Origin of the sequence: Pseudoalteromonas sp. MTN2-4 (genome assembly GCF_042848605.1) — a bacterium.
Taxonomy (GTDB): Bacteria; Pseudomonadota; Gammaproteobacteria; order Enterobacterales; family Alteromonadaceae; genus Pseudoalteromonas.
On sequence record NZ_BTGK01000003.1, the window covers coordinates 202,280 to 221,909 of the forward strand.

Annotated in this window: 14 protein-coding genes; 12 read left to right on the plus strand and 2 right to left on the minus strand. The window is 36.0% G+C overall.

Translation table 11 applies throughout. From position 1 onward, the window contains the following. Positions 1 to 7: 7 nt before the first annotated feature. Genes ACGHEH_RS09775 through ACGHEH_RS09810 form a run of 8 tightly spaced genes read left to right on the plus strand, consistent with a single transcriptional unit; the run spans position 8 to position 13,650 of the window. Positions 8 to 5,677: an Ig-like domain-containing protein gene (locus ACGHEH_RS09775; RefSeq protein ID WP_390444590.1), complete on the plus strand. Its 5,670-nt coding sequence runs from the start codon at positions 8 to 10 to the stop codon at positions 5,675 to 5,677. A gap of 12 nt (positions 5,678 to 5,689) precedes the next feature. Next, complete coding sequence (locus tag ACGHEH_RS09780; RefSeq protein ID WP_390444592.1) at positions 5,690 to 6,508, plus strand: MBL fold metallo-hydrolase; 819 nt, start codon at positions 5,690 to 5,692, stop codon at positions 6,506 to 6,508. Continuing rightward, positions 6,505 to 8,727 (plus strand): CHASE2 domain-containing protein, encoded by a 2,223-nt coding sequence (locus tag ACGHEH_RS09785; RefSeq protein ID WP_390444595.1) that lies wholly within the window; start codon positions 6,505 to 6,507, stop codon positions 8,725 to 8,727. The genes ACGHEH_RS09780 and ACGHEH_RS09785 overlap by 4 nt, the downstream gene beginning before the upstream one ends. Positions 8,728 to 8,736: 9 nt before the next feature. Next, positions 8,737 to 10,374 (plus strand): HD domain-containing phosphohydrolase, encoded by a 1,638-nt coding sequence (locus ACGHEH_RS09790; protein ID WP_390444597.1) that lies wholly within the window; start codon positions 8,737 to 8,739, stop codon positions 10,372 to 10,374. 28 nt (positions 10,375 to 10,402) lie between these two features. Next, entirely contained in the window at positions 10,403 to 11,155 is a 753-nt protein-coding gene (locus ACGHEH_RS09795) for an ABC transporter permease (protein ID WP_349286613.1), read from the plus strand. Beyond that, entirely contained in the window at positions 11,152 to 11,811 is a 660-nt protein-coding gene (locus tag ACGHEH_RS09800; protein ID WP_390444599.1) for an ATP-binding cassette domain-containing protein, read from the plus strand. The genes ACGHEH_RS09795 and ACGHEH_RS09800 overlap by 4 nt, the downstream gene beginning before the upstream one ends. Next, the gene (locus ACGHEH_RS09805; RefSeq protein ID WP_390444601.1) at positions 11,801 to 12,838 is read left to right on the plus strand and encodes an MlaD family protein; all 1,038 of its coding nucleotides are present in this window, start codon (positions 11,801 to 11,803) and stop codon (positions 12,836 to 12,838) included. Before ACGHEH_RS09800 ends, ACGHEH_RS09805 begins: the two co-directional genes overlap by 11 nt. Then, a complete protein-coding gene (locus ACGHEH_RS09810; protein WP_390444603.1) occupies positions 12,835 to 13,650 on the plus strand; it encodes a hypothetical protein in 816 nt (271 codons plus the stop codon). The genes ACGHEH_RS09805 and ACGHEH_RS09810 overlap by 4 nt, the downstream gene beginning before the upstream one ends. Positions 13,651 to 13,677: 27 nt before the next feature. Here the strand turns inward: ACGHEH_RS09810 and ACGHEH_RS09815 are convergent, their stop codons facing one another. After that, on the minus strand, positions 13,678 to 14,691 hold the full coding sequence (locus ACGHEH_RS09815) for a glycosyltransferase family 4 protein (RefSeq protein WP_390444605.1): 1,014 nt from the start codon (positions 14,689 to 14,691) through the stop codon (positions 13,678 to 13,680). A gap of 24 nt (positions 14,692 to 14,715) precedes the next feature. Here ACGHEH_RS09815 and ACGHEH_RS09820 point away from each other — a divergent pair, with 24 nt between their 5' ends. Beyond that, positions 14,716 to 15,042: an Hpt domain-containing protein gene (locus tag ACGHEH_RS09820; RefSeq protein WP_390444608.1), complete on the plus strand. Its 327-nt coding sequence runs from the start codon at positions 14,716 to 14,718 to the stop codon at positions 15,040 to 15,042. Between the two features lie 33 nt (positions 15,043 to 15,075). Here ACGHEH_RS09820 and yvcK read toward each other — a convergent pair whose 3' ends face one another. Then, entirely contained in the window at positions 15,076 to 15,972 is an 897-nt protein-coding gene (gene yvcK / locus ACGHEH_RS09825; protein ID WP_390444611.1) for a uridine diphosphate-N-acetylglucosamine-binding protein YvcK, read from the minus strand. Between the two features lie 243 nt (positions 15,973 to 16,215). On the opposite strand from yvcK, the gene ACGHEH_RS09830 reads away from it, so the two are divergent. The 3 genes from ACGHEH_RS09830 to ACGHEH_RS09840 all read left to right on the plus strand — a co-directional run bounded on the left by ACGHEH_RS09830 (position 16,216) and on the right by ACGHEH_RS09840 (position 19,596). Continuing rightward, the gene (locus ACGHEH_RS09830) at positions 16,216 to 18,243 is read left to right on the plus strand and encodes an ATP-binding protein (RefSeq protein ID WP_390444614.1); all 2,028 of its coding nucleotides are present in this window, start codon (positions 16,216 to 16,218) and stop codon (positions 18,241 to 18,243) included. A 58-nt stretch (positions 18,244 to 18,301) separates the two neighbouring features. After that, positions 18,302 to 18,982: a DoxX family protein gene (locus tag ACGHEH_RS09835; protein ID WP_390444617.1), complete on the plus strand. Its 681-nt coding sequence runs from the start codon at positions 18,302 to 18,304 to the stop codon at positions 18,980 to 18,982. Between the two features lie 65 nt (positions 18,983 to 19,047). Further along, positions 19,048 to 19,596 carry an NAD(P)H nitroreductase gene (locus ACGHEH_RS09840; RefSeq protein WP_390444619.1) on the plus strand — a complete coding sequence of 183 codons (549 nt, stop codon included), beginning with the start codon at positions 19,048 to 19,050 and terminating at the stop codon, positions 19,594 to 19,596. The last annotated feature ends 34 nt before the right edge of the window (positions 19,597 to 19,630 follow it).

Here is a 19,630-nt window from a genome sequence, read left to right on the forward strand (position 1 = left end):
GTTTAAGATGAATAAAATAACTCACTTTTTTTGTATGTTATTTATAAATTTACTTTTTGGTTGTGGTAATGAAAAGGCTTTAGAACAACCCGCTCCTAATTCAAGTAATTCTATTATAGTTCAGACCATTTCATCCGGCGAACAGACACAACCTTTTGCTTATAAAAGAATAGTGAAAGGAAATCCCTTTAGAAAGTCACGGCTCGTGCCTGAAGATTTTATGAATTCTAAAGCAATAATTAATACTCCACAAAGTGGTAACACTATAAGAGGAAATATCACTGTTGCAGCTGATCGAATTGAAGATGAAGAAGGGATCAAAAGAGTTTGGTTGGGTTTTGCACAAAGTGATAAAGCATTTCTTGTATGCAGCGAAAATTGTACTTCGCCTTACCAACTTTTTGAAACTGGCATTAATCCATATAATTTTAATCAATCACCAGGTTCAATACAGCTACAAATTTGGGTTGAAGATTCACAAGAGAACGTATCTTTAGCACAAATCCAACAATTCAACTGGTTACCGCAAAAAATTATAATAAGTGAAAGTATAAGGGAGGATGAGTCAGTTACATTAAATTGGTTAGAATCATCGAGTTTCCTTAGATACAACGTTTACTTAGCTGAGTCCCCCTTAGATGTACTGACTAATTTCACATTATCTGAAACAAATCAGCGTGCGATTTCCATTACCAACAACTCACATGTCTTTGAAAAACTCTCAACGAAGAAAAACTATTATGCACGAGTGACAGGTATCGATGGTAGTGGTGAAAGCGCCTTTAGTGAGAGCTTATTGATCCCAGCAAAAGAAGTTATTTTTCCAGTGGCTGTAAATGATGAATTTGAAATTGAACAGTTTGAGTCTTTAAGTGGTAACTTACTGGTAAACGATAAAGATAATGGCCTAGCCCCAATTGTACTAGAGCTTGAGCCTTTAATTGCTCCTGAACATGGTGAATTGACCTTATTCAAAAATGGCGATTTTATCTATTTGCCTAAAAATAACTTTACCGGCTTGGATAGTTTTAAATATAGGGTTATAAACCCACAAGGTCTAACATCAGAAGCTATAGTAACGATATCAATAAAGCAAATAAACAACGCTCCGGTTGCATTGTTCAATGAGTTTCTTGTCTCAGCAAATAGTGAATTTCGCGACAATACAAGCGTACTTATTCTCAATGATATTGACTTTGATGGTGACCAATTATCTATCAATACTTTACCAGTTAGAAATGTTGAACATGGCACTCTCGCTTTAGAGAGTTCAGGGTCATTTAGCTACACACCCTATCAAGGGTTCGTCGGTGAAGATTCTTTTGTATATAAACTTCAAGATGGTCAAGGTGGGGAAGACACTGCTGAGGTAAAGCTGACTGTTCTGGAAGATGTAAATACGCCCGCTCACGTGAGTGTTAATGATGATTATTTGCTAAATGAAGACGAGGTATTGATTGTTGACGCGCCTGGTATATTAAAAAATGATCGCGTTGAAAGCCCTGAATCGTATGACGTAACAATATCTCAAACTACTATGAACGGAATTTTAGAGTTATCAACTTCCGGTTCATTTAGGTATTTTCCTGATGAGAATTTTTATGGGTCTGATTATTTTATATATAATGTTGAGAGTTCTGAAGGATTAAAAACATCTGCATTTGTATTACTTAACATCACTGCTGTCAACGACGCTCCAATTACACAAGATGATAATGTATCAACCAGTGAAAATCAGTCTATCTTTATAGGGGTTTTAGAAAACGACTATGACGTAGACAGTGAAATAGACAGATCAAGCTTGCAAGTTATAAAGAATACGTTGCATGGCGATTTGAAATTGAACTTAGACACAGGCACGATTGAATATACAAGTGCCACAGATTTCATAGGTCAAGACAGTTTTAGTTATATTGTTTCTGATACAGAAGGGTTAGAGTCAAATCCATCGTCAGTTTATATTGAAGTAACTGGTCCAAACAAACCACCCATAGCAATGAACGACATTGCAGAGACTCAACAAGACACTTCTGTAGAAATTAGTATTCTAGGTAATGATACTGATGTCGATGGCACTATCGATTTGAATACCGTCAAGCTTGTGTCTGTGCCACAAAATGGAGGTGCTGTTTTCTCCGTTGAATCGAGTAAAATCTTTTATACACCTAATGCGGGCTTTTATGGCACAGATTTTTTAACTTATAGTTTTAAAGATAATGAAGGGGCTTCTTCAAATGAAGCCACAGTCTCTATTACTGTTACTAGAGTTAACAAACCGCCTATAGCCGTTGACGATAGTTTTGATGTGAATGAAGGTACAGCGCTTGAGTTGAATATACTGCAAAATGATTCAGATACAGATGGCGCTATTAATAGTTCAACTCTAGAAATAATAAACACTGTGCAATTTGGTGATTTAGAGATTTTATCTACCGGTAATGTGTTATATACAAATGCTGACCAAAACACTGAATCAGATAGTTTTACATATCGGTTTAGAGATAATGAAGGGGCAATCTCTAATAGTGCGACTGTGACGATAAACATTTTAGAAGTAGATACATTTCCTATCACACAGAGCGACAGTACTGAAACGTTCAAAAATCAATCGATAAATTTAAATGTTTTAAATAATGATGATTTTCTAGGTATCGCCATTTCAGAATCGCCTTTAGTAATTGAAACTCAGCCTAGTCAAGGTGAAGTTTCAATTGTTAATCAAACTGGTGAAATAAGCTACACACCTAATTTCAATTTTGTCGGTAACGATATATTGAGCTATAGAGCGATAAATAGTAAAGGTGAAAGCTCACAGCCAACATCTGTTTTTATTTTGGTTAAGGATAAAAACTACACCCCAACAATTGAACCTGTAGAAGCCAATATCACAACTGAATTTAATAATGGAGATATTATTGCAACGATTGCGGCATCTGATCCCGACAATGATGACATTACTTATGAGCTTTCAGGAGGTTTCGCATCGCTATTTAGTGTAAATAATATGGGGCAGGTTGTTATTAGTGATATTCAGACGATTATTGCTAATGGTGATGCACAATATATTGTAGTGTCTAAGGTTTGTGATGTGATAAATCCTCCCCTGTGTGCTGAATCAACATTAACGGTTAATGTTGATGAAATCTTACCCATTGAAATAGCTGTTCTGAATAGCGAATTTGCAGATTCAGGAATTTCTTCAATTAATTTACGTGTATCACTTGAGCACCATGAAGTGGGAAAAGCCATCACAACTTCTGACGGTAGTATATTTATAGCTTCAGGCATTGGCCACTACGACGAGTCTCAAGGTCGTCATATTCACAGAGCCGTTGTTACAAAAGTGACTCCATTGGGTGCCATTGATAATAGCTTTGCTCATGAAGGGGTATTTGAAACTGATTTAGGCATTCAAGTTGGAGGCTTACCTCAAAATGTTGTTGCACAAAATTTAGTGTTTGATGATGCAAATAAGCTTTTGTATGTTTCTGGTTACATTGACCAAGTTAGTACTCAAGATTTTTTCATAATGAGATTGACTGAACAAGGGGAACTCGACACAAGTTTTGCGAACACTGGCTATTTTGTCATACCCTCTGATACGGGGAAAAAAGCTTCTTCAGTAAGCTTGAAGCTTGATTCGAATGTACTCATAGCTTTAATTAATGACACCATGACTAATAATGTTGAGCTCATTGAAGCGAGGCTCATTCGCTTTGATTTAGTTAGCTTTTCAGTATCTCATAGTGAAGTACTCGTTGCGGATTTAGGCAGTGAAGCGAGCGGAATGACCCTGTTATCTGAAAATAAATTAATGGTCTTTGGCAATACTAAAAATTCGAGTAACAGTTCAGATATTTATTTAGCAAAATATAATATTACAGACCTTACATTAGACAGCAGTTTTAAAAACACAGGTTATCTTCAGTTAGACATAGGCAGCCAAAATGTTGATGACCGTGTCAAAGCCCTTATAGTTTTACCTGATGAACAACTGATGTTGACTGGTGACCATTTAACCGTTGTCGGTAACTACCCAACACCCAATAAATATAGCCTATTTTTGTTAAAAATGGATCAAAATGGCAATCTTGATACAACCTTTAATGACGTTGGTTATCGTATTTATATTGAAGAAGAATTACCAACTTATGCTGTGGGAGAAGACTTATTGAATTTAAGTGCCCAAGGAATTGACTTACAAGTTGTATCTAACTCTCTATATGTGACCATTAATCGAGAGATTTATAGTAACAATAAAGCAGTACAGTTAATGAAGATTGGCTTTGATGGTGTAATTGATTCAGGGTGGTCTTCTCCTAATAAAGGTATTACAACTTATGACATAGATGGTGTTCGCAGTCATGGAACATTATTGACCAATTCATCGCTTGTTTTATATGGCTATAAGTTGAGGTACGCTGGATATGATTACTACGCTAGTCAATGGCTTGCAAAAGTGAACTTAAATGGCGAGTTCAACGATGAGTTCGGCTTTCAGGGTCAAACAACGTTAAGCTCTTCATCTTCTGATGAAGTCGTCATTGTAAGTGCAAAACAAAGCAACGGGGACTTACTTCTTGCCGCATATGCACTTAATTGGCGAAATGAACGAGTACCTTATATTTACAGTTTAGACTTTTCCGGAAACGTCAATCAATCATTTGGCGAACAAGGTTTAAGTCGGCTTAATTTCTACTCAGATGCCAATCCGACGTCTTTATCTGTTAACGATGATGATTCACTGTTTTTAGTCGGTAACGAAAGTGACAGCTCGGCATTTATTTCAAAATTAACCTCATCTGGCATACCTGACAATTTTTATGCTCATGGAAATGACGTCAGTTATTTACCATCATCAGGTTTTACTGCTGAATCAATTAAACCTTTGTACATACACGAACTACCAAGCCAGGAACAATTATTATTAAGTGATATTTACGACGGCTGCATCACTAAATCAGTTGGCGTATATTTATCTTCAACGGGAAGTAAGTTAACTGACTTTACGTTTGAACCACCCTCAGGATACGAATGCGCTAATACAGCGTTTAAATTAGATGAAATCAAAGTCACGGATACAGGAATATTTGGTATAGGCACAGATGGACAATCTTATACTTCTCCCCGTATTGTGATAGTTAATGTAGATAGTGAGGGTAATTTAGTCCATGAATTTGGAGAAGCAGGTATTGCAGTCATTGATGTGGGGGCATTGCTTGGTCAGAACTTATCAGTAAATGGTTATTTACTTGACTCATCTGGAAATTTTTATATTTATGGGCAATTAGCTTCAACAAACTTTATCGCAAAAGTGAATAGTTTAGGAGAGCTCGAAACAGGTTATGCTACAAGTGGCATCTTTAATCTCAGCAATTATAAAGGCGATCCGGTTACAATTAAAAATATTGCTTTTGACTCGCAAAATAGGATGGTGCTTTTCTCCCAGTCTCAAATTAGCCAGGCAATTTATATATCAAGATTATTGCTAGATGATCCGGAAGAACTAATAGACCAGCAGTTAAATGAAACAGGTTTCCAACTATTAGATATTGGTATTGCATACGAACTTATTGATGTTCAACACCACAATAATAACGACAGCTTCTTACTTATATTACAAGATACTCTTAGAAAAAGGATAAGTGTGGCTGCTATTGAGATAACAGGACAGTAACTGGAGTTTTTGATGAAATTAACCTTTTATGGTGTAAGAGGCTCTGTGCCGACTCCTGGACAAGACACAGTTAGGTATGGTGGTAATACAACAAGCATACTACTTGAGAATAAAGCATCTGATTTTTTGATTTTAGATGCGGGAACTGGCATCAGAAATTTAGGTAAGGACATTCAAAGTTATGCAAATGATATCTATATCCTGTTAAGTCATAATCATTGGGATCATATTCAAGGCTTTCCATACTTTATACCTGCTTACATACCAGAAAAAAAAATAAACATAATACCGGGCTTAACGGAAGAATATGAGCCAAAAGCAATTCTTGAGCAAATGAAAGGCAGTTTTTTTCCAATAAACTCAAAAGACCTTTTAGCGAAAATTTTAATCACTCCCATAAAAAGCCATTCTTGGAAATATAAAACTTTTCAAATATCTCGTACTAGAATGAATCACCCAGGTGGGGGAAGCGCGTATAAAATTATTACAGATGAAAGAACGATAGTTTATGCAACCGACAATGAACTATTTCCCCCTTACCCGGTTGCTACCACTTTTGAACAATGGGTTCAGTTTTGCAGAAAAGCAGACTATTTAATTCATGATGGGCAATACTTACCTGAAGACTATCCTTTCAAAAGAGGTTGGGGACATAGTCAGATACAGCATGCGTTAGATCTAGCCATGCAAGCACAAGTTAAGAACTTAGTTCTTGTAAGTCATGACCCAGATAGAACAGATGAACAAATTGACAAATTACAATCTGAGTTACAGCAGGGTGAGTACCCGTTTAATATTCTATTTGCTTATGAAGGTTTAACGCTCATATGAGTGTGAGAGCAAATTGGTCACATTACAAATATCAATGGCTTAGTGGTCTTCTTATAATAATTTTAAGTATCTTCATACATCTTTCATTTTTAGTTCCTGGCAGTAAACAGGGCGATTTCTTTAAGCGCTTGGAGGGCTTAGCTTATGACTTAAGACTTCAGGCAACTTTAACAATGCACCCAAAACGTGCTTTCCTACCTATTATTATCGTTGATATTGATGAAAAAAGTATTAAAAAGCTTGGCAGATTTCCATGGAGTCGAACTGTAGTTTCGCAATTACATAATAAACTGTTAGATGCAGGTGTATCAGTAATAGCTTATGATATCTTGTTTTCAGAACCTGAAATAAATCCGGTTGACAGGGTAGTTGAAAAGAGTAAAAACAAAGCACTTAATAATTCCCTCAGCATGATTAGAGACAACTATGATGCAGATAAAACGTTCTCAACTGCTTTATCTGATAGTGATTCAGTAATAGGTCTGTTGTTTGAGCATAATAAAACTTTACAAGTTGGTTCGTTGCCAGAACCTGTTTTTCTTGGTGATACTTCATTAGAAGACCTTCCAGCTCCAGAGTTCTCAGGTTATGTAGCTGGTCTAGAAATTTTACAACAAAGTGCACTGGGAAATGGATTTATCAATAGTGCGCCTGATGAAGATGGGTTCGTTAGATATGCTATGTTACTGGCAAAGCACAATGGTCAACTTTATCCTTCTTTGTCACTTGAAGTCGCTAGGCTTTATACCCTTTCGGATAATATAACAGTCGAGTCAACAGCGTTTGGTGATGACTTTACGATTACAGGGCTAAAACTCGGTATAGAAACAATTCCAACTGATGACTATGGTCGAGTGGCAATCCCGTTTAGAGGTCCTGCATTTAGCTTTCCATATGTTTCTGCGACTGATGTATTAGATAATAAATTTGATGCTACTTTATTCGAACAATCTATAGTTTTTATTGGTACATCCGCAGTTGGTCATGCCGATCTAAGAACAACACCTGTTGGGGTTCAATATCCAGGTGTTGAGATTCATGCAAATCTGTTAGAGGGGTTAATTTTTCCTGAGTTATTACCTAGTAGGCCAGATTGGATAGATGGCTCTGTGGTTTTAGTACTTCTCATAGCTGGCCTTATTGGTGCCTTTGTTTTACCAACACTTGAGTTGATAGGTATCGTTCTATATTTCTGTGTTTCAATCTTTTTATTTTTAGCTTTAAGTATTTTTGCTTGGAGTCAGCACTATTTAGATTTTCCTCAAGTCTCCATTTTAGCAATGTTGATTCTTCAAGTAGTTGTGTTGGGTAGTTTGAGCTTTCTAAACGAACATAAACAAAAGATCCAAATCAAGAGTATTTTTGATCAATATGTTCCGCCAGCGCATATTCAATCGATGCTAGATAACCCTAAATCACTGTCCATGTCAGGAGAAAAAAAATATATGACAGTGCTGTTTGCAGATATTCGTAACTTTACTGCTATTTCGGAACAGCTAAATGCATCTGAACTGAAAGTGTTACTTAATCTTTATTTTACTCCCATAACGCAAATCATATTTGAGCATGAGGGCACGATTGATAAATATGTTGGTGATATGGTCATGGCTTTTTGGAATGCACCTCTAAAAGTTAATGAGCATGAACAATTCGCAGTGTTATGTGCGCTTAAAATGCAGCGTCAAGTTCAAGCATTAGAAACAGAGTTTGCAAAACAGAATTTGCCAAAACTAGAAATTGGTATTGGCATTAATTCTGGTGATATGAATGTCGGGGATATGGGGTCAGTTTATCGTAGAGCATACACAGTAATAGGTGATGCGGTAAATTTAGGTTCAAGATTAGAAGGGATCACTAAATATTACGGCGTAAAAATACTCGTAAGTGAATCAGTATACGTAAACTGCAAAGGCATCACTTTTAGGCCTATAGACATGGTTAAGGTAAAAGGAAAAGAAACATCTGTTTCTATTTATGAGCCCATTGGATTGACGGCTTGTTTAACTTCTGAAGAAATTAATAAAATTAATTTACATAAAAAAGCTTGGTCTTCATATTTAAATCAAAATTGGGATGAATCATTACAGGTATTTACTACACTTATGAATAATCATCCGAAAGAAAAATTGTATTCGATTTTTTGTGAACGAATAAAAAATCTCAGTACGATTGAGTTAAATAAAGATTGGGATGGTAGCTATAAACATGTTACTAAATAAGGTTTAAAAATGAACCAAATGATTGCTGAAAATCCAACTACTACTGATGCAAGAGATAGTCAACTTGCATTACAGCACTTATTAAAATTAGCAACCGAACTCGCTTCAGAGCGTTGTACTGAACGTTTACTAGAAAACATATTGTTAAGTGCCATGGCTCTTACAGAGTGTGATGGTGGAACAATTTATTCAGTAATAGAACAAGAATACTTAGGATTTGCGACATTAATTAATAAGCCTCTCGAACTTCATTTGGGTGGGACTTCAGGGAAAGACATTCCCTATAAACCTATTCCTATATTTATCAATAAAAAGTCGAATGAAAAAGCACTCGTTGCAATATCCGCTGCGACAAGAAAGCCTATTTGTATTGAAGATGTCTACTCATGTGCTGAATATGACTTATCGGCAGCTAGACAAATGGATGAAAAAACTGGCTATCATACTCAATCAGTATTAACTATTCCACTTGAAAACCATGAAGAAGAACTAAATGGGGTTTTGCAGCTTATTAATCCTAGAATAAATGGACAAGTCATACCTTTTACAAATGAACAAGTTAATTTAATAAGTTCTATTGGTGCTTTGGCGGCTGTAGCGCTTACTAACAGACAGCTTATTGATAATATGGAAGAGCTGTTTCAGTCTTTTACTCGGTTAATTGCTAAAGCCATTGATGAAAAGTCTCCATACACTGGAGGTCACTGTAGAAGAGTACCAGTATTGACCATGATGATTGCTGAAGCTGTTCATCAATATCCCACTGGGCCTCTTAAAGATTTTAAAATGACAGACGCAGATAAACATGAATTATCTGTTGCAGGCTGGTTACATGATTGCGGAAAAATTGCTATTCCTGACTCTGTAATGGATAAATCAACAAAGCTTGAATGCATTTTCGATAGAATTGAGTTGATCAAATGTAAAATTGAGATAGCTAAAAGAGATTTAGAGATTACTTATTTAAAAAATAAAATTAGTTCAGAAGACGGTTGTATAGAAGCATTTGAACAGTCGGAAAATGCTTATAAGAAAGAAGTTGACTATCTAGAATCTGAATTGTCATTTTTAAAGCAAATAAATTTAGGTGGCGAGTTTATGTCTGATTCATTCAAACAACGTGTAATAGACCTTGCTGATAAATATAAAATAAAAATTGATGGCGAAGTTCAGACAATTTTGTCAGACAATGAAGTCCAAAATTTAAATATCACTAAAGGTACGTTAACAAACGAAGAAAGAGAAATCATCAATAAGCATATGGATATTACGATATCTATGCTTGAAGCTATGCCATTTCCAAAACACCTAAAACGAGTCCCAGAATTTGCTGGTGGGCATCATGAAAAAATGGATGGTACAGGTTATCCAAAGGGTTTAACGAGAGAGCAAATGTCGGTACCCGCAAGAATGATGGCGATTGCAGATATTTTTGAAGCGCTAACTGCTGCTGACAGGCCTTATAAAGATGCAAAACCTTTAAGTGAGTGTTTAATGATTATGTCTCAAATGACGAAGCATCATCACTTAGATCCAGATTTGTTCGAGATATTTTTAAAGTCTGGTGTCTACCTTAATTATGCAAAGCAGTATTTAAAACCAGAGCAAATCGACCATGTTGATTTAAGTCTATTCACAACAAACTAGTTCACTTAAGACAAAAAGAGGAGGGGGGATGCTCAGATTAGGGTTTATTCCATTTTCCTATTATGTCATTGCTGATTGCTTTGATTTTCACAGTCATAAATCAATCAGCGCAGAAGTGTTATTTAAACAGATCAGATTTACAGGCCTTGAAGCCTTGTCTCTCATTTTTACGATCTCTTTTGTATTGAGCGTTTTAATCATAGCGCAAGGGTACCCAATCCTCACCTCTATAGGCCAACAAGCATTGATATACGACATACTGATAGTCAGTATTGTCCGTGATGGCGGCCCATTTATTGTTTGCTTTATTGTTTTGGCACGCTCAGGCACCGCAATCACTACGGAGCTTGGCAATATGGTTGTGGCAAAAGAAATGGATGCACTCAATGCAATGGGGATTTCACTCATTTCATATCTTGTTGTCCCCAGAGTGTTGGGTATGTTTTTTTCAGTTATTTTATTGATGAGCTATTTTGTGTTAGCTGGCACCTTGAGTAGTTTTCTTACTGTGTCACTGTTTAATCATATGCCTTTGGTACGTTTTATAAGTGAACTTTTAAATCAACTAACGCTTGTAGATTTGATCATAATGATTGCTAAGGTTGTTTTATGTGGGTTGTTAGTTGCACTAATTTCATGTTTTCACGGTTTAAAAGTCAATAAGGCAATAACAGAAGTGCCGCAAAGGAATATAAAAGCAGTTGGTCAAAGTTTAACTATAATTTGTATAGTCCATTTAGTTTTGAGTTCGACCCTATTAATTGACTTAGGTGTGTCATGAACCTTTCATTACGAAAAATACATCATAAACTGCAAGGACGAGATATTTTTAATGACTTGAATTTAGAAGTTCAATCTGGAGGATGTTGTGTAATCAAAGGTGTATCGGGCTCTGGTAAGTCGCTACTATTTAGTATGATATGTGACATTGTTAGACCCCAGAATGGCTGTGTTGTATATAACAATGTGTGTTTACCAGATATGGATAAATCGCAGTATTACAGCTATAAAAAAGAAACCGGTGCTATTTTTCAACTGCCAGCACTAATCTCAAACCTGACTTTAAAAGAGAATTTACTTTTACCACTTAATCAATTTTGTAACGATTTAAGCTACCAAGATAAACTTAAAATCATTGAATCTAAATGTGAAGAAATAGGGCTACAAAATCAATTAGAGCTGAGAACCGATCATTTATCGATTGGAATTGCATCACTGGTAGGTGTAATTAGGGCAACCATACTTCAACCTAAAGTTATTGTATGGGATTCACCAATCTGTGAAGTCGACAGTCATTGGGCGGACTATGAAATAAATCTGATAAAAAACTTAAATAGTTCAGGAGTAACTCAGATCCTATTTTCTAATAGACGGGTTATTTCAACTCTTGCTGACTCAGTTTATCAGCTTAAATCGGGTTCTTGTTATGCAGCATAACTTAGCGAAAGAGCATAAATCAGTGTTTGTGTTTGTATCAATAGGTGTTTTGTTTCTAGCTATTACGATTATTTCTGTATTGAGTTCAAATTATACTTTTGCAGATAAAAAACAATTTTATACTGAGCTTGATGATGCGCTTGGTTTAAAATCTATGCCTCTAATTTATTTTAAGGGTATAGAAATAGGCCGGGTTGAATCATACGACTTTAATTTCGAAACAAAAAAGATCAGAGCTGAGTTTTGGATCTTATCAAAATACTTTCCACTATTAACAAAGCATTCTATTTTAAAAAGCGAGCAGCACCCGATATTTGACGAGGTTTACTCGTTCACACTTTATACGCCTGAGTTCTCTTACAATAAGAAAGATGTGCCAGAAATAAGAGAAGGGTCGCTAATACTTCATGCAAGCAGTGATGCCGCAAAAGCCCTTGAAGCTTCACATGGGGCGATATTACCCAAAGACGACCTTGATTCTATTCTTGAAAATATAAATTCGCTGCTTACAAATCTTCAAAAAGAAGATAACCCAAACGCAGGGTCTTTATTTAGAGCACTTGACCGAGTAGCAAAAATAAGTGAGCAGTTATTACGGATAACAGACTCGATTGAAAAAAGCGGCATCGTAACTAAAGCAGATCAAACCATTGAGCAAACAGAAACGTGGTTAAAAACACTCCCTATTATTGCTGAGAAATTAAATGAATCTCTAGTTAGAGTCGATAAATTATTGATCACTTCTGAGTCCGTTATTAGCAACTATAAATCGCCAGATGAACTAGTCAGCAGAGTTACAAATAATCAGCTGCCATTGGTTTTGGGGAACATTAATCAAAACTTAGACTTGGTTAAAGGTATGCTATCTGAGGTACATACAGAAAGAGCACAATTGATGATGACAATTTATCAAAGCCAACAAGTACTGTCTGAGCTTGAAAAAACATTACAAGCATTAAATAACAATCCAATTTTAAAACGTGGGATTAAAGAGCTTGATAATTCGCTTACGGTAGAGGTTCAATGAGACATACAATAGTAATTACTATATTACTTATTTTCATAGTTGCATGTTCTCAAGTGACTAACGAAAAAAAAGTAAATAATGAAGTGAATAAACTAGCATTAACTTGGTATCAACTTGCAGAAAGAAACCGAGTTAATCATGAGTTATCAAAAGCATTAAAACACTATAAGCTGTCGTATGAATTCTCATTAAAAAGAAACAACTTAAGGTTGCAATTGTTTATTCTGACAAGGCAGGCGTTAGTATTCAGTCAACAAGGTAAGAAATCGCAGTCTCTAGAAAAGTTAAGTTCAGCAAAAAAGCTTCTAGCACACGAAATTCCAGAGTTCACTGAAGAATTCAATATTTTGCAAATAACAGTACTAAAACACCTTGGACAATATGAACAAGCGCTAGAATTATTAAAATCAAATAAGGGATATTTTAAAACAGAAGAACAAAAGATATATGCAAATTGGTTGCAACAAGAACTTGAGCTAGATAATCAAACTTCAAATAGTGATTCACCAAACAATTTAGATAACGATTTCACTTTTCTTTACACGCAATACGAAGAGAATAAACTCGTAAATATAGAAATATTAACTTACGTAGGCTTACGATATCTGAAATTACTTTCTGATAATAAACACCCTAAACTACAAACAGTGTTAAGGGAAATGTTACGTTTCTTTTCTGAACAAGAAAACGGGGCTAAAACAGCGCAGTGTTATAAAATTGCAGCGAATTATTACGGCTCAGTTGGTGCAAGTGAGAAAGCCAATTACTTTTCAGAAAAAGCAAAGAAAATTGAAGCTTATCTATTAAACTAGGTTTTAAATTGAATAAGCAAATATAAACTAACCAAAGTATACGCGCGTTAATTGTTCAAACTGTTTTGACCCGCTGAAATTTTGCTGGATCGTTTGAAATGCATTTTGAGTTATTTTTTTCTTCATATCTTTGTCTGAATTAGACCAACTAACAAGGATATCGCTTAATTCATCTATACAATTGCTACTGCATATAAACCCATTGGTATTGTGAGAAATGACTTTGGATACAGCACCGACATCGAAACTAATCACACATTTAGATCTAGCCATCGCTTCTAATAGTACCATAGGTAAACCTTCTGCTCGGGAGCTGATAACAAGTACATCGATTTTCTCCCAAAAATCAGAGCTAGCTTGGTGGCCATGAAATTGAATATTGGCGGGCTTAGATGATTGTAAATCAGGTGCCATAGGGCCATCACCAAACACATTAAAACTTATGCTCTGGTTTTTATCTAGTCTTCGAGCAAGCTCCACAAAATTATCAGGACCTTTTTCGTGAGACAGCCTGCCAACAAAACCGACTCTTAATTTTTCACTATCTTCGAACGACATTGAGATTGTTATATCAACAAAATTGTCTAGTACTTCAGCATTGTGCACTTGTGATAATAATCTATCAGACACAACAAAGTTTTTAGAAAAGAAACTGGTGAGTTTATCTATATAATTATAAAAATAGACTAAGCCAGTACCTGCTTCACCTGCATGGTATGTTGAGATACAACGAGCATTTAACAACTTACAGGTTAAACGCCCGATAATACCGGCTTTATAACCGTGGGTATGAAGATTGAAAGGCGCATCTTGTGTTTTTAAAAGTTTATATAATGAGGCAACTTTACCGTCTAGAAATGTATAATTGCATCGGGCATCATCTAAATTGCGATAGAGTTGTAAATTGCCATGGTCTTGATAAAACAAGACTTCAACAAGAAGGTTGTGGTTTTTTAAAAGCCTTACTAATTGCACTATATGTGTTTCAATACCTCCATAAAGGCTTGAATCTAAGAAAAGAATGGTCTTTACTGATTTCATAGTCACCTCATTTGGAGCGTATATATGTTTAACCCAATTACCATACAACAATTAAAAGATGATGTAGGTGTCGACGTTTTAGCTCAGTTGATGCAAGTTTTCCTTACTGAAAGTACTAAGCTGGTAGAGCAACTTACTGCAAATTCAGTCGAACAAAACGATATTGAACGAATTGCACATAGTTTAAAAAGCTGTGCTCGCTCTTACGGTGCAGACCAACTAGCGGACATTGCTGCTGACATAGAGACTGCAGCAAAAAGCAGTCCAGAATTAGTAAATATAGAGTCTAAAATTTCACTACTCAGTGAAGTTCATAAAAAAACTCTAACTTCGTTACCTAAACTGAATTAAGTTATTTAGCAAACACACTTTGCTTAGTAATGACTAATGTATTAGAGAGGGTAACTTCACTTTTTTAGGATGCGCAATCATGCTCTCGATCACAAACTTAAGCTGTTGTTTATTATGAGTATTTATTGATTCTTTATTTAAGTTATTAAAATCAACTCTGGTGTCCATCGCGCCGAGAGCATCGACACTTAAGCATAAATCAAAAAACTTATAACCAATTAAGTCAGCGAGCCAAGCGGCATGTTCGCACGGGGAAATACTCGACATTACACTGTTTTCTTTACAAACATTTTCGATAAAAACACGGCATGCAGAGGTGTTCAACAATGCGTTTTTAATATCATTGACCAGCAGAGGAGGGGTAACACTTGTTAAGGCACTGCCTGGGCCAATTAAAATCATGTCAGCATTGTAGATATCACGGACAGCTTCGGGGACTGCAGAAATAGTTTTATCACTTAGGTAAAGTGCTTGAGGCAAATCACTTAATGCATCAACTTCACACTCTCCTTCGATACGAGTACCATTTTTTGCGGTTGCGATTAAATCGACTGGAGATTCGCTCATTGGATAAATAGCATGGTCTACGTTTAGTAATCTTGCGTATTCTTGTATTGCTTCGCTAGGGCTTTGAGTAAGTTCACACAAGGCACTTAGTATTAGATTACCAACGCTATGTCCCTTAACATCATGTTCGAAACCAAAACGATGTTGTGATAGCACAGACATGAGATGGTTCTTATTGGCAAGAGAGTCAATGCAACGTCTTATGTCGCCTAGCGCAACCAGTCTTTTATCAGCTCTAAGCCGTCCTGTGCTGCCCCCATTATCAGTGGTCGCAATAATTGCACTTAAATGATGATTTCCAGAATTCAAGGCTTCTAACACGGTTGATAAACCATGACCACCACCAATACACACGATTCTCATAACTGCCTCCTTCTAACTCCAGTTATACTAATCAATAACTAGGCCAACATAATTGTGTGAATCAGGTTAAACTATAGTTGAATTTCTGTAACTTTCGCATTTTGCATTGCAAATAAGTTATTAATTATGAAGATTACTAGTTTAGTGCTAGTAACCATTGAAGTTATCAGAGATGAAAAAGCTGAGTTATTCTGGTAATTGGTCTAAATTAGAAGTATCAAGTTAAGGTATGAAGGAAAGTACATGGAGAGTGTTTTATCGTCAAAAGCACTTGAGTTCATAGATAGTATTAATAACTCAAAAAATCATAGTGAAGCCCTCTTACGTCTTAAAATTGGATTGAATGATTATATCAATGTTTATCATATTTCAGCTTTTATAAATGAGGTTAATGGGTTTTATGAGTTAGCTTCGACAAGTGAATTTAGAGTTGTTGATTTCAATGATCTTGATGAATTATGGCATGACTTACAAACACACTCTTTAATTGATAAAAACGTTGATGCGCTTCCTGTTTCACTATCAAATGTCACTTTCTCAAAACCAAATCAACTCGATTTAAAGGCATTTCTTGTTTACACAAAAGTTAATGAAGCAAATGGTTTTATTATTTGCTATTACAAAAGTCGGGCTTTATTGACACCGAAAGAAATGACGCTTATTCATTCACTTTTACCTATATTTCGTCATACATTTTTAAAATTGGATTATATAGAGCGCACAACACGATTACTAAATGAAAAAACGGCAGCATTAACTGTCAGTCAGGCACGATTCCAAGCATTTGCAGAGCTCGCGTCTGATTGGTTTTGGGAAACAGATAACCAACTTAGGTATGAATATATATCGAGTGCTGAAGATGAGTTTCAAGCTCATACATATCAACACTTTATTGGAAAAACGCCCATTGAAATTCGTTCATACGATGAACAAAAACAGCAAAAGAAATGGGGCATGTTTCTTAATTTCGTCAATAACCATCAAGAAATACACAACTTTGAATATGAAGCTAAATCGTCTGACGGCAAGACTTTTTGGATAAGTATTAGTGGTAAAGCGCAATTTGATGAAGAAGGTGAGTTTATTGGTTATATGGGCATAGGTAGAGACATCAGTTATGCCAAACAGCGCGAAATAGATTTACAAAAAGAAAAAGAGCGTGCTGAAAAAGCCAATGCCGCAAAGTCAGATTTTTTGGCTGTTATGTCTCATGAAATTAGGACGCCTATGAATGCCATTCTAGGTATGCTTGAGCTTCTTGAAGATACAAACCCGAGTTCAAAACAACATGAGTTAATTGATTACATGCGCAGTAGTACAAGGTTATTACAGGGTGTGATCTCAGACACGTTAGACTTTGCCAAAATAGAATCAGGTACCCTAAAACTCGAACTAGCAGACACAAATCTAATAAATTTAACTAAGAATTTAGTTAAACAGTTTGAAACTCAGGCTATCAAACATGGTATCGAATTTGAGTGCACCATCGATAAAAGTGTACCACAGAGAATAAACTGCGATGGTGTCAGGTTATCGCAAATTCTGCTCAATCTACTAAGCAATGCATTTAAGTTTACTCGTAAAGGTAGCGTTAAACTCTATCTTAATAAGAGTGACAATCAAATACTCTTCAGAGTTATTGATACAGGTATAGGAATAAGCGAAGAAGACATCTCAAAACTGTTCGAGCCCTTTACGCAATTTCACTCTAGACAAAAAGGGCGGCAGCAGGGTGTTGGACTGGGCTTAAGTATAACGCGTAGATTATTGAACCTAATGGGAGGAAGTATAACTTGTTGCTCAACAGTGGGAGAAGGTACAGAGTTTATTATCAGAGTGCCATACACTTCAATTGAGTTAGCTGATGAAAAAAATGAATATGATGAGTTCACAAACATACCTAAAATGTCACTAAAAGTGCTCGTTGCAGAAGATAATATTGCAAACCAGTTTGTAATCAAAGCGATTCTCGAAAAGAGAGATTACCAAGTCACCATAGTCAATGACGGACAAGAAGCCCTTACTGTACTTACAAATGATAAATTTGATTTAGTCTTGATGGATATGGTGATGCCAGTGATGGATGGTGTAACAGCTGCAAAGGCAATCAGGCAAGAGCTGTATTTAAATGAACTTCCAATTATTGCCTTGACAGCCAATGCTGGATTACAAGATAAAGAAAAATGTCTAGAGGCGGGTATAAACGACGTTCTGACTAAACCTTTAGACAGTAAATTACTTGACGACAAAATTAAGGAGTATTTATTTTAAAAAATAGAAATTTAATATTCTTTAGTTGGGTCTTATAGAAAAAGCAAAGAGAATTGACATGCAATTTAAAGATTCTAATTATGTAAAAACCATCAAGTCCAAGTTAGCTTCAATAGACTTTATATCACCCTTATTATTTAGGCTCATACTCGCGCCCACAATGATCATTGCTGGCTTCAATAAATTAAATCTGGGTAATACAGATGTATCTTTACTATCTCGTTTACTCGCTGATGAAAATGTGGTGACGTGGTTTGGTAATTCAGAGTGGGGATTAGGGTTACCTTTTCCTGAGTTACTTGCTTTTTTAGCTGGATGGACTGAGTTTCTGGGGGGCTGGCTGTTATTACTTGGTTTGTTAACGCGCTTAATTTCAATCCCATTGATCTTCACTATGCTTGTTGCTATTACATGTGTACATTGGCATAACGGATGGTTTGCCATCGCGCCAAGCTCAGGTGACTCTAGTCCTGCAAAAGTTTTAAGTTGGTTCAATATTGAAGCTGCGCAGCTAAGTTTAGAAAATTCTAATGAAGTATCGCAAAGGCTTTCTAAAATAAATGAAATAATAGAGATGCACGGCTTTCCAAGTTACCTGCTCGAAAAAGGCTCTATTGCGATATTAAATAATGGAATCGAATTCGCAGCCATTTATTTAGCAATGTTATTAAGTTTGCTATTTACAGGTGGAGGCCGGTTTGTCAGTTTAGATTATTGGATATTTAAAAGATATCGTTAATCAGGGGATGCGAATAAGTCTGATTTCTTGTTATTCTAGTAGCATGTTTACTAAAGAGAATTATCATGGATGCATTAGAGCTTCTTACAACAAGGCAATCAGACAGTAATTTGTCTTTTCCTGGTCCGAATTTTGAGCAACTTGAAATAATTAAAAAAGCAGCCTTAAAAGTGCCAGACCATGGAGGTATAGCGCCATGGAAATTTATTGTAGTCGAAGAAGATGGACGCGATAAATTGGGTGAAATTTATTATCAAGCTGCCGTTGCTGAACAGCAGGACGAAAGAACAGTCAGTAGGGCAAAAGAGCTGCCGCAAAGAGCGCCAATGCTTATCATTGCTGTTAGCCCTTATATGGAGCATCCAAAAGTGCCAAGAATAGAGCAAATTGAAAGCGCTGCTTGTAGTGTGTTTGCAATGCAACAAGCCGCTTTTGCACAAGGCCTTTCGGGCGTTTGGAGAACAGGTTATTTTGCTCAAAGTGAAAAGGTAAAAGAGTTACTCGAGCTTGATAGCAAAGATGAAATAGTGGGTTATTTATATTTGGGCACGCCCACTGTAATGTGTACTAAACCAGTGCGTCATAAATCAGAAGATTTCTTTTCGAGCTTATAAAAAAGTATCTTTTGAAAAACAAAAATCTCGGTGA

Coding starts and splice junctions, on each gene's coding strand:
- ACGHEH_RS09775 (WP_390444590.1), top strand. CDS start 8: ATGAATAAAATAACTCACTTTTTTTGTATGTTATTTATAAATTTACTT.
- ACGHEH_RS09780 (WP_390444592.1), top strand. CDS start 5,690: ATGAAATTAACCTTTTATGGTGTAAGAGGCTCTGTGCCGACTCCTGGA.
- ACGHEH_RS09785 (WP_390444595.1), top strand. CDS start 6,505: ATGAGTGTGAGAGCAAATTGGTCACATTACAAATATCAATGGCTTAGT.
- ACGHEH_RS09790 (WP_390444597.1), top strand. CDS start 8,737: ATGAACCAAATGATTGCTGAAAATCCAACTACTACTGATGCAAGAGAT.
- ACGHEH_RS09795 (WP_349286613.1), top strand. CDS start 10,403: ATGCTCAGATTAGGGTTTATTCCATTTTCCTATTATGTCATTGCTGAT.
- ACGHEH_RS09800 (WP_390444599.1), top strand. CDS start 11,152: ATGAACCTTTCATTACGAAAAATACATCATAAACTGCAAGGACGAGAT.
- ACGHEH_RS09805 (WP_390444601.1), top strand. CDS start 11,801: ATGCAGCATAACTTAGCGAAAGAGCATAAATCAGTGTTTGTGTTTGTA.
- ACGHEH_RS09810 (WP_390444603.1), top strand. CDS start 12,835: ATGAGACATACAATAGTAATTACTATATTACTTATTTTCATAGTTGCA.
- ACGHEH_RS09815 (WP_390444605.1), bottom strand. CDS start 14,691: ATGAAATCAGTAAAGACCATTCTTTTCTTAGATTCAAGCCTTTATGGA.
- ACGHEH_RS09820 (WP_390444608.1), top strand. CDS start 14,716: ATGTTTAACCCAATTACCATACAACAATTAAAAGATGATGTAGGTGTC.
- yvcK (WP_390444611.1), bottom strand. CDS start 15,972: ATGAGAATCGTGTGTATTGGTGGTGGTCATGGTTTATCAACCGTGTTA.
- ACGHEH_RS09830 (WP_390444614.1), top strand. CDS start 16,216: ATGGAGAGTGTTTTATCGTCAAAAGCACTTGAGTTCATAGATAGTATT.
- ACGHEH_RS09835 (WP_390444617.1), top strand. CDS start 18,302: ATGCAATTTAAAGATTCTAATTATGTAAAAACCATCAAGTCCAAGTTA.
- ACGHEH_RS09840 (WP_390444619.1), top strand. CDS start 19,048: ATGGATGCATTAGAGCTTCTTACAACAAGGCAATCAGACAGTAATTTG.